Source organism: Rhizobium sp. BR 317, from assembly GCF_047445835.1.
Taxonomy (GTDB): Bacteria; Pseudomonadota; Alphaproteobacteria; order Rhizobiales; family Rhizobiaceae; genus Rhizobium; species Rhizobium paranaense.
Genome location: NZ_JARWLB010000206.1, coordinates 1 through 608, shown reverse-complemented (window position 1 = coordinate 608; position 608 = coordinate 1). Strand labels below are relative to the sequence as shown.

Genomic DNA, 608 nt, shown 5'->3' with positions numbered 1-608 from the left:
GACATCACGTCCCATCCGCGCATCCAGCGCTTTGTCATCCCTCCTTTCACTGTTGTCCGGGAAGTGAAGACCACGTTGGCGGGCACGTCGGTGAAGGTCGGCGCGCAGAACATGCATTGGGACGAGGAGGGCGCCTGGACGGGCGAGATTTCACCCTTGATGCTCAAGGACTGCAACCTCGACATCGTCGAGCTTGGTCACTCCGAGAGGCGTGAACATTTCGGTGAGACGGACGTGACGGTAGGACTGAAAGTCGGGGCGGCGGTTCGCCACGGCTTGATCCCGCTCATCTGCATAGGGGAGACACTTTCCGAACGCGAGGCCGGGCGAGCCCGCGACGTCCTCGAGCGCCAGGTTCGCGGCGCGTTGGGAAGCCTTTCTACCGACCAGAAGCACAAACCGATACTGCTTGCCTACGAGCCTGTTTGGGCCATTGGCGTCGATGGGATCCCCGCGACAGCGGACTACGCCGACGCCCGCCAGGCCGAGATCATCGCGTTCGCGGAAGCCGTGCTCGGCCGGCGCATTCCCTGCCTTTACGGCGGTTCGGTCAACGCGGACAACTGCGAAGAGCTCATATCCTGCCCCCATGTCGATGGGCTGTTCAT

General features: G+C 62.7%; 1 protein-coding gene. It reads left to right on the top strand.

Annotated elements, in window-relative coordinates; all coding sequences use genetic code 11:
• Nucleotides 1-608, top strand: a 608-nt coding sequence (locus QD357_RS32815; RefSeq protein WP_414126164.1) for a triose-phosphate isomerase, incomplete at both ends; no start/stop codon positions are given.